8 protein-coding genes and 1 pseudogene are annotated in these 9,337 nt (G+C 53.3%); 8 read left to right on the forward strand and 1 reads right to left on the reverse strand.

The genetic code is table 11. The annotated features are described in order from the left end of the window. The 8 genes and pseudogenes from V6575_RS22990 to repC all read left to right on the forward strand — a co-directional run. Window positions 1–267 (forward strand): annotated as a pseudogene (locus tag V6575_RS22990) (hypothetical protein); the annotation flags it as partial. A gap of 72 nt (window positions 268–339) precedes the next feature. Beyond that, window positions 340–606, forward strand: coding sequence for a hypothetical protein (locus V6575_RS22995; protein ID WP_340277823.1), 267 nt, complete (start codon window positions 340–342; stop codon window positions 604–606). Window positions 607–1,305: 699 nt separating this feature from the next. Further along, a complete protein-coding gene (locus V6575_RS23000; RefSeq protein ID WP_340277824.1) occupies window positions 1,306–2,166 on the forward strand; it encodes a DUF932 domain-containing protein in 861 nt (286 codons plus the stop codon). A gap of 710 nt (window positions 2,167–2,876) precedes the next feature. Further along, window positions 2,877–3,404, forward strand: coding sequence for a hypothetical protein (locus tag V6575_RS23005; RefSeq protein ID WP_340277826.1), 528 nt, complete (start codon window positions 2,877–2,879; stop codon window positions 3,402–3,404). A gap of 70 nt (window positions 3,405–3,474) precedes the next feature. Beyond that, window positions 3,475–4,098: a methyltransferase type 11 gene (locus tag V6575_RS23010; protein ID WP_340277827.1), complete on the forward strand. Its 624-nt coding sequence runs from the start codon at window positions 3,475–3,477 to the stop codon at window positions 4,096–4,098. Between the two features lie 281 nt (window positions 4,099–4,379). Continuing rightward, a complete protein-coding gene (gene repA, locus V6575_RS23015) occupies window positions 4,380–5,624 on the forward strand; it encodes a plasmid partitioning protein RepA (RefSeq protein WP_340277828.1) in 1,245 nt (414 codons plus the stop codon). A gap of 79 nt (window positions 5,625–5,703) precedes the next feature. Further along, window positions 5,704–6,684, forward strand: coding sequence for a plasmid partitioning protein RepB (gene repB / locus V6575_RS23020; protein WP_340277829.1), 981 nt, complete (start codon window positions 5,704–5,706; stop codon window positions 6,682–6,684). Window positions 6,685–6,905: 221 nt separating this feature from the next. Further along, window positions 6,906–8,198 carry a plasmid replication protein RepC gene (repC, locus tag V6575_RS23025; protein ID WP_340277831.1) on the forward strand — a complete coding sequence of 431 codons (1,293 nt, stop codon included), beginning with the start codon at window positions 6,906–6,908 and terminating at the stop codon, window positions 8,196–8,198. 555 nt (window positions 8,199–8,753) lie between these two features. On the opposite strand, the gene V6575_RS23030 is transcribed toward repC, so the two are convergent. Beyond that, window positions 8,754–9,337, reverse strand: a 584-nt coding sequence (locus V6575_RS23030; protein ID WP_340277833.1) for a hypothetical protein, incomplete at its 5' end; no start/stop codon positions are given.

Raw genomic sequence — 9,337 nt, forward strand, 5'->3', positions numbered from 1 at the left:
CTTTTGGCGCTCAGCCTGAACACAGACATGAGCGAGCATTATGAGGCAGATGAAGCCTACTTCCAGCGCCTGAAACTGTCGGACATTCATCAAGCGGTTGTTGAGGCTTGCAGCGAGGACGTGGCAGCGCCCGTGCTCAAGATGAAGAAGAAAGAGGCCGCAGCCTATGCCGCCGCCAAGGTCAAAGGCACCAACTGGTTGCCTGAGCCTGTTCGCACCCCTGTCGTTGAGCAGATCGCCCGCCCTGTTTTGGTTGCCGCTGAATAGGCCACCGTTCTCACCCCGCCGCCTTGCCACCCGCGAGGCGGCGGATTGACGGGGAAGATCCTGGAAGACGCAATGAGCAACCGCGAACGCACAATCCGCGCCTTTGTCACCTGTGACCCGCAGGGCAGCATCATTGCCCGCTACGCGGTCAAGGATCATGACAGTGAGGACGCCGCATGGCAGGCCGCAGAAGATCACAGAAGTGATTTTAATGGCCACCCGGAAGGACCGGGCATGGTCGGGATGGAATACACAGATGGGCATATGGCATTTGAAAGACCCGAACCGGAATGCAGTTCGTTAACGGCTGTTAACCAGTTCGCGGTCCGAGTCATGTAGGATGAGGATCTGAGTTTTTGAGAGCAGAAGCAGCAGCACCGAGCCAGCGGTGCGACCGGGGAAGATTGGCTTTCCCGGCTGTGGCAACAGCCTTGCTCTTAAAATCGGAGGTAATGCTATGTGGTTCATACCCATTAGCGTTACTCTTACTTTGAAAAAGACCCGGAGCACCTGGACAGTGCGTCTCCGGGTCCAATTCATAACGTAAGAAAAGAGGCGGCAGGGAAACCTGTCGTCTCACTTCGAACCTCAATGTAGCAGATTTCTCCTGAAAATCAATATTCATGGGTTGGACGCGGGCCAGCCCACGGGCTGGACTGATCCTTGAGCTGGGGCCTTGCCCCACCGGGGCGCGGTCCTGGTCTTGGCCCACGGCACAATCGCGCCGGCAGTTCGGCGGGGCAAGTCGATCTGGCAGCGCCGCGTCTCCAGACCAGACCCGCGCCCCTCCCCCTTTATGCAGCCTGGACGAGCCAGCCATTTGTTTGTCTGAGCGGGGCTTTGCCCCCGACAGGTCAAGGATAAACCGCGTTGCGGCCTCCAGCGGGGTATCCCCGTGCTCCGCGCTATCGCTTGTGCGCAAGGGTGATGCCCCTCCCCGCTTTCGGTCCTGGACCTGTCTTCCCCGTTTCCCACGTCGGGGAAAATGAAACGGCAACATGCCGAAGCGCTGCGAACACCTGCAAATGGAGAAACCCGATGACCGTCTATACAAGCACAGCCCGTTTTGATTCAGCCCGTGCCTTGAGCGAGGACGAAATCCATAGACTTGCCCCGTCGGTTTTTGCCGACACTGCCCACGAAAGCCGGTCAGACCGGTTCCAGCCGATCCCGACAATCGAAATCCTGCGCGGCCTGATGAAAGAGGGTTTTATGCCGGTGGGTGCAAAACAAAGTCGGCCCCGCGATGCGAGCAAGGCGCAGTTTACAAAACACCTCATTCGGCTGCGTCGTCTGGATGATGACAAGACCTATTCGGTTGGCGGCACCGTTTGCGAAATCCTTCTGAAAAACGCCAATGACGGCAGTTCGGCCTATGATCTGATGGCAGGCTTGTTCCGCATTCAGTGCCTTAATTCTCTGGTGACCCAAACCGGTACCATCGACAGCGTGAAAGTGCGGCACAGCGGCGACGTGAGCGCAAAGGTGATTGAGGGAACTTACCGGGTGATGAAGGAGGCGGAAAAGGCTTTGGTGGCTCCTGCGGATTGGGCAGGCTTGCGGCTGGACCAAGACGAAAAGCAAATCTTTGCGCAGGCCGCCCATGTGGTTCGCTTTGGCGACAGCGATGGAAATGTCTTGACCCCGATTGAGCCAAGCCAGTTGTTAAAGGCTCGCCGCACAGTGGATCAGGAAGACGACCTTTGGACCACTTTTAACGTGGTTCAGGAGAACGCCATCCGGGGAGGTTTGCGAGGGGTTGGCCGGGATGCAAATGGACGCGTGCGCCGGATCTCTTCGCGCCCTGTGAATGGCATTGATAATGATATCAAGCTCAATAAGGCGCTTTGGACGCTCTCGCAAAAAATGGCTGAATTGAAAGGTCTAAAAGCCGCGTGACGGGCAGGGCATGATATAAGTTCAGGAATCAGTTTTGAGGGCATAAGCAGCAGCGCCGAGCCAGCGGCGCGACTTGGGAGTTTGGCCTCCCAAGCCGAGGCAAACGGCCTTTGTCCTCAAACGGAGGTAATGCAATGTGGTTCATACCATTTAGCGTTACCCTTAGTATCAAAAAGACCCGGAAGCACTGGCGTGTCACTATCCGGGTCTCAATGATAACCTAAGGAAAGGGGTGGCGGGGAAACCCGCCGCCTCACTCCGGATCTGAATGTAGCAGATTTCTCCTGAAAATCAATATTCATGGGTTGGACGCGGGCCAGCCCACGGGCTGGACTGATCCTTGAGCTGGGGCCTTGCCCCACCGGGGCGCGGTCCTGATCTTGGCCCACGGCACAATCGCGCCGGCAGTTCGGCCCGATAGCGCCGCGTCTCCAGACCAGACCCGCGCCCCTCCCCCTTTATGCAGCCTGGACGAGCCAGCCATTTGTTTGTCTGAGCGGGGCTTTGCCCCCGACAGGTCAAGGATAAACCGCGTTGCGGCCTCCAGCGGGGTATCCCCGTGCTCCGCGCTATCGCTTGTGCGCAAGGGTGATGCCCCTCCCCGCTTTCGGTCCTGGACTTGTCTCCCCCGTTTCCAGTAACCCAGTTCCCAGGGCGATGAAATGGCAACATGTCGATAGCGCACAGAGCAAGCCTAATGACTATCATTGATGCCATCTACAGCTTGTAAGACAATAAACGGCTTCTTTTTTTTTAGTGGTCTTGATGCAGAAATCGTTGCCCGCGTGAAAGATCTTGGCTTTGAACTGACAAGCGCGGTTCCGCTGCCTTTGCATATCGCCAACAGCAAAACGCTTGATCAGAGCGCGGACGATTGGCGCGATCTGATGCAGGCGGTTGGCTACACCGTTCCAAACAAAAAACCGGCAAAGCCATCGATTTTGAACTTCAGGGCAGGGGAGCTTTTTGCTCTTGATCGTTATCATGAAGGGCAGACCAAAACGTTCCGCCAGATAGAGATGACCAAGGCGCAATATTCTGCGATCTACAGTGAAGCCCGTTGGGTGGAAACAAGCGCCTGTGGCACGTTCCGTTTCAAAGTTGCCCCAGATCCTGACTACAAGGGGCCATATTACTCTTGCCCGCGTGTTGCTGTCTTCCTGACGGACTCGAAAGAGCACCCGGTTCCTGAAGGCTTCAAACCGGCTGGCGATGAGGCCACATCGCAAGCTGCTTGAACTTCTGGACAGGTGAGGGGGCTTCGTCCCCTCACAAGCTTCCCCCTATTTGAATGAGGATACCGGACCCATGAAGAAGTCAGTTTACACCCGGCCTGCCAAACCCATGTTCGTGTCTGTTCAGCACCGGGACAGCAGCAGCGGCAGGGGCATGGACTTTGGCAAGGCCAAGATTGAGGAACCGCTGATCATCGACAAGGCGAGCGAATGTCATGTCACGCCCATGGATGTTGCGCGCCGCATGGTTGAGTATCTGGGGCAGGGCGGTGACTATAACACCCTTGAGCCGAGCGCCGGGACGGGCGCGCTTGTGTCTGCCTTGCTGGCTTCTGGCCACAGCCGGTCCGAGATTTGCGCGGTTGAGCGGCATCATAAGCTTGCGGACCACGTTGCCCGTCTTGGCGTTCCTGTCGTTCAAAACAGTTTCCTGGAGTATGCCGCCGAGGTCAAAGGCAAGGTCGCGTTTTCGCGCATCATCATGAACCCGCCGTTCTCAAAGGTCCGTCAGCACATCAAGGCCGCGTTGTCTCTCATGGGCCAGGACGGCTTTGATGAGCCAGCCGTTTTGGTTGCCTTGGTTCCCATCACCTTTGAACATGACGGAGCTGAGGTGCTGGAAACCCTCCCCGAAGATACGTTTTCCACGTGCAGGGTTCGCACGAAGATTATTCGAATCGAGCGGCATCAAGACTGAGGGTGTCTTAGCTATATGCTCTCTGTTGTGCCTAGTGGCCTGAGCCATTTTCTGCCGCATCGAGCGGCAGAAAATGGCTGGCAGTAAAGTGTCTGCACTTCGAGTTATATGGGGATTTGACGGCCGTCAATTTTGTTAGATTAATCAATCTTATCAGTGCTTTGTTTGGTTTTCTGTATTTTAGGTGATGACCGGAACGCAATGTGTTCTATTCGAAGACTCTTGTAGGTTAAGATTTTGTTTACGAAAAAGTTCTTGCCAGAATCGGCTGTTGCGCAATAATGGCGTTATTAATCAATAATCTGGCGTTTTGTCGCTATAATCAAATTAAGGCATGTGAGTTGAGCACGTTTGAACCTTTTGCCCTTGATGACAAGATCCTTAGCCAAGGTGTGGAGATCTCGCAAACGCTCGATCAATTGCGTTTGGAAATCTATCCGCCTGACGCCAAAAAGACACTAAAGAAATTTCCAATACAGGAAGTCGCCACATATGTCGGGACAAGCGTAAACAATCTAAAACGCCTGGATCTTGAGGAAAAGGGTCCTCGTCCGGAGGTCTTGACCGGTGGTCGTCGCTACTACACTGCCGAGCAGATCGAGGAAATGCGAAATTTTCTCGATAAGACAGGAAAATCAGCCGCGAAAAAGTATGTTCCTCAAAGGCGGATGGGGGAAAAGCTACAGGTCGTTGCAATAGTCAACTTCAAAGGCGGCAGTGGTAAGACGACAACCACGGCGCATTTAGCTCAACACCTTTCTCTGACTGGCCATAGAGTGCTCGCGATAGATCTGGATCCTCAGGGTTCACTCTCAGCCCTTCATGGTTTTCAGCCGGAGCTTGATAAGAATTTATCACTCTATGATGCAATTCGCTATGACGACGAGCGTCAAGACATTCGTTCGACCATCCAAAAAACAAATTTCCCGATGCTTGATATTATTCCCGCAAACATTGAGCTTCAGGAATATGAATACGATACTCCGGTCGCAATGCAGAACTCGACTGAGGGCAAGACGTTCTTCTCCCGAATAGCTAGCACCCTCGCTAATGTAGAAGAAGATTACGATGTTGTCTTGATCGATTGCCCGCCTCAGTTGGGCTATCTGACCCTTACAGCGCTATCTGCGGCTACGTCGATCTTAATCACCGTCCATCCGCAAATGCTTGACCTCATGTCAATGAGTCAGTTCCTTTTGATGTTAGGGAACATCACGCGAACACTCAAGGACGCGGGGGTTGCCGTGCAAATGGATTGGATGCGCTATCTGATCACCCGCTACAACGCTTCTGATGTACCTCAGCGTCGTATGGTTGGCCTTATGGAAACAATCTTGGCAGATGACATTCTCAAAACACCAATGTTGAATTCTACAGCAATTTCTGACGCAGGCCTGACTAAACGGTCGCTCTACGAGCTTGAGCGCGGCAACGTCAATCGTGGGACTTATGACCGAGCGCTATTATGCATGCAGTCAGTCAATGGAGAAATTCAGGAACTCATACACCGAGCTTGGGGTAGATAGGTCCGTTTTGACTGACGTCAAAATCGCCCATTACATGAGCAGTATCAAACTTCTAACAGGCACTTTCTAGGAACGAACAGTGAGCAAGAAGAACCCATTTGAGGGAGTCATACAGAAGAAGCGATCCGGTGGGGCTACGACGGGCAATTTGCCCATGATGGGAGCCGGGCGTAGTATCATGGGTTCGATTGAAACCTTGGCAAAGCAGGCTGGTCAGCTTGTTGAAGGTGAAACCATAATCGAGTTGGATCCGACCGAAGTCGATCCATCATTCATTCAAGACCGGCTCGATGACGGCGCTGATTTTGATGACTTTGTAAAGTCTATTGAAAAAAATGGCCAGCAGACTCCTGCGCTGGTTCGGCCTCACCCTACTGATCCGAAAAGGTACATGTTGGTGTTCGGTCGCCGCCGATGGAAAGCGGCTCGGATATTGGGCCGGAAACTTCGGGCTGTCGTTAAGAAACTCAGCGAGAACGAGCATGTTATCCTTCAGGGCCAGGAGAACGCAGCACGTGCGAATCTTTCATATTTGGAGCGTGCTCGATATGCTCGACAACTCTCTGAGCATGGGTTTGACACGGATACGCTTTTGTCTGCCCTGTCCACCGATAACGCAACTCTTTCGAAGCTTCTCTCAGTCGCCGGTATTTCGTCCGAGATTCTAGATCAATTCGGTGCGGCGCATTCAATTGGCCGGGATCGGTTTTACGAGCTAAAGAAGCTTCTGGATCGACCGGGGAGTGCGGAACTTGCTAAAGAAAAACTTTCGTCGGCTGAACTAGCGCAAGCCTCTCCAGAGCAGAAGCTAAAAACTCTCGTTAGTTATCTGAAGGTTCAAAACTCACCAACGCGGAAGTCGATAAAGGCCAAAGAGCGGGCATGGGCTTCCGTGGATAATAACCTCTCCGCGAAGTCTGCGGGCAATCGGCGTAAATATTTAATTACACTGAATAGTGGCAAAGGGGCCGATGCCGAACGGTTCGGTTCATTCCTGTCTGATCAGTTGCCCGAACTATACGCGAAATTTTTGAAGGCAACGGAGGCCGGTGAACAATGAAATAGTCAGAACAAACAAAAGAACCCGCCACGAGGGCGGGTCCAATTGAGATAAGCACAAGTGCCTAAATCCACAGTTTTGCAACATGGATTCTAGAATCACTTGTAGCGCAAAGCAAGTTCTGTCTTCGGGCAGGACACCCTTTCTTGCGCCTTTCAGCCTGTCTCGCATCCATAATCTATATGTCCGCTCGCTTTGTTGCGTTCGGCAAAGGAGGACTTATGTCTTCTTCACATCAGATTGCGAGTTTTCGCAAAGTGTCCGCGGGAGTTCTTGCGAGCGCGCATTTGGCGGCCCAGGATGACCGGCCAAGCGTTGCCAAGCGAGACGTGTCTCTGGTTCTCAAGCGCGTTGCGCCCGCCCTTGGGATCGACGGCACCACCTATCACGTTCTTGATATCCTGTTGGGGCTTGTCCAGGTCGATGACTTCCAGCCCGGCCGCCGTCCGGTGGTTGCGATTTCCAATCAACGCCTTGCCGAATACACCCGGCGCACGTCGCGCACAGTGACGCGCTGTCTGAAGAAGCTGGTTGAGCTTGGTATTCTGTCCTATCGGGACAGCCCGACAGGTCGCCGCTTTGTCTATCGGGGCAAGGGCGGTCAACCAGAGCAAGCCTATGGCCTGGACTTCACCCCGTCGTGTTTCAATTTGTCTGCCTTCAAATCACAGGCTGACGCTTTCCAGCGGCGTATCAAGGCCGAGCAGGAAGCCAAACGGGCCGTTACCCGGTTCTCACGGGCGATTGTTGATCTGGTGGCGATTGCAGGGCAGGGGTATCAAGACTTCTGCACCAGAGCTGAAGTGATCGTGTTGAATGGCGATCTGGGACTTGATGACAAGGCGAGCCATCTGGATGCGCTCTATCATGAGGCTGCAAGCCAGTTTGAGCAGGATCACCAGAACAACATTCAAAGCCCTCAAATGTCATGCGCGGGTGACATTGGTGACACCCGCTTATCTATTACAACCCATCCCGACTCCTCTAGTCGTAATGAAGAATGGACTTGCTCTCACGAGCAAGACACTGAATTTCCCTCTGACACCGGCTACGCCGATGAAATGGCTCTTGAAAGGGAGCCTTGCGGCGGGCGCAGGCAATCACAACAGCCAAAACCGCAAGAGGCCAAGCCACAAGAAGCTAAATTGCACGAGGGCAGGGGAGGTCAGCCAAAACGGCTTGAAACCAACCTGGACGGCGTCTCAATCGGGCTGATCCAGTCCGCGTGCTCAACACTCCAAGAGGAAACCGGGCTTGAGATCAGCACATGGCCTGCCTTGTGTGAAGCCGCTGATCATTTGCGGGTGCTGATCGGCCTCAGCCAGCCAGCTTTCAACGAGGCAATCAAGCGACAGGGCAGATATCTGGCCGCCGCCTGCATTGCGGTCGTCGCTGAAAAAGCCCTGCGAGATCCTGAACAAATCTCATCACCGGGCGGATACTTCCGCGCAATGATCGACAGGGCAGCTGACGGAAAACTCCACCTCAACAAATCTCTCCATGGCTTGGTGTAAGGGGTCGGTAAAAAACCAAGCGAGGAACACCTTGGGGCAGTACTAAAAATAGAAAAGTATATTTTTCATCCAGAGAGTTTTGTGGTTGCTTCTGACCTGAAGGTAGGGCGGCCAGATAGCCAATCCTTTGGCATTTTGAAAAATAGTTCGATGGCTGAGAACATTGTTGAATCGGGTAGTGAATCCACAAAACTGCGTTCACTAGCGGAGAGGTTGCGCGGATCTTTTCCCGTGAGTGCGCAAATCGGCTCGAGACCGTTTTCTTTACAGAGGGAGAGATGCTCCCTTGCTGTGTAAGCTGCAGACTTCTGGGGCATGAGTTAAGTCCTTAACTTCTATTCTCGTTAGGTGAAATATAATACAGACCATTATAGTTATATTATAGCGGGGAAATCAAAACTAGAAACGTCCTGATCTTTGGCCCTTTCTAACGCAGTGTTTCGATAAACTTTTGAACCGATTTCGCTATAGTTTTTTATGCGTTACTTAAGTGCTTGGAAAGCTGGCGAAACTCCCCTGTTATCACTCAACTAATTTAAAATAGGGCTCTAAAGACTATTCATTAATCTTGAGTGGAACCCAACTTCGCCAGTTACCCTTGAACAGTCGTGGTGTGATTGGGACGTCTTCTGCGAGCGGGTCATCCTCGAGCATGTCAACCATGCCGTTGGCCGATATCTGGAACCTGACCTTGAACAAATGGTCAGCGTAGAGCAGCGTTGCAGTATAAAACAGCGCATCAGGAGGGGCCTCTCCCGAGCCGCCCGCTGTGGGGGGCGGAACCTGTTTGGGAGGCAAGATCAGGTCGGACAGATCGTGTCTGACCTTCGCAATGACATCGCCGCGAAGGGCGAGATCTTCAACCGTCTCCACAACAAGGAAAGGCCCTTCTTTGCCGTGGACATAAGAGCAGAAGAACCGCAAATACGCTGCGGTGGCCTCAGGGCCGGACAGATCCAACAGTCCGCTTCCATTCAGCCCATGCAGTGGCGGTGATGTGCCATCCAGAAGAATGGCTGTGCTCTGACCAACCAAGGCGGACATGAGCGCGCTGTTGGTGTCGCTTATCGGGTTTGGTGCACCGACCTGAACCTCGACCAGAGACCATCCGGCATAAAAGCCAAGGTCGGCAATCCGGA

The organism is Roseibium algae, from assembly GCF_037783265.1.
In the GTDB taxonomy this organism is placed as follows: domain Bacteria; phylum Pseudomonadota; class Alphaproteobacteria; order Rhizobiales; family Stappiaceae; genus Roseibium; species Roseibium algae.

Coding starts and splice junctions, on each gene's coding strand:
- V6575_RS22995 (WP_340277823.1), top strand. CDS start 340: ATGAGCAACCGCGAACGCACAATCCGCGCCTTTGTCACCTGTGACCCG.
- V6575_RS23000 (WP_340277824.1), top strand. CDS start 1,306: ATGACCGTCTATACAAGCACAGCCCGTTTTGATTCAGCCCGTGCCTTG.
- V6575_RS23005 (WP_340277826.1), top strand. CDS start 2,877: ATGCCATCTACAGCTTGTAAGACAATAAACGGCTTCTTTTTTTTTAGT.
- V6575_RS23010 (WP_340277827.1), top strand. CDS start 3,475: ATGAAGAAGTCAGTTTACACCCGGCCTGCCAAACCCATGTTCGTGTCT.
- repA (WP_340277828.1), top strand. CDS start 4,380: ATGGCGTTATTAATCAATAATCTGGCGTTTTGTCGCTATAATCAAATT.
- repC (WP_340277831.1), top strand. CDS start 6,906: ATGTCTTCTTCACATCAGATTGCGAGTTTTCGCAAAGTGTCCGCGGGA.